General features: G+C 58.3%; 1 pseudogene. It reads left to right on the forward strand.

Going from position 1 to position 348, the window contains the following annotated elements:
• Positions 1 to 153: 153 nt before the first annotated feature.
• Positions 154 to 348, forward strand: a pseudogene (locus ACQ4LH_RS21940) (nitrite/sulfite reductase); the annotation flags it as partial.

Genomic DNA, 348 nt, shown 5'->3' on the forward strand with positions numbered 1-348 from the left:
CACTCCATGTACGTATACGACCAGTACGACCAAAAAATCGTCGAAGACCGCGTCAAGCAGTATCGCGATCAAACCCGCCGTTACCTCGCTGGTGAACTCCCCCCTCGGGGGGCGTGGCGGCCAGCGTAAGTTGTAAAAAAGAGACCCCCCCCCATTTACGTATACGCCCAACACAACAAAAAAATCGGCGGGGGCCGCGTCAAGCAGTATCGCGATCAAACCCGCCGTTACCTCGCTGGTGAACTGAGCGGTGAAGAATTCCGCCCGCTGCGCCTGCAGAATGGCCTGTACATCCAGCGCTTTGCGCCGATACTGCGCGTTGCCGTGCCGTACGGCCTGATGTCTGTC

Source organism: Pseudomonas peli, assembly GCF_050563605.1.
GTDB classification, from domain to species: Bacteria; Pseudomonadota; Gammaproteobacteria; order Pseudomonadales; family Pseudomonadaceae; genus Aquipseudomonas; species Aquipseudomonas peli_A.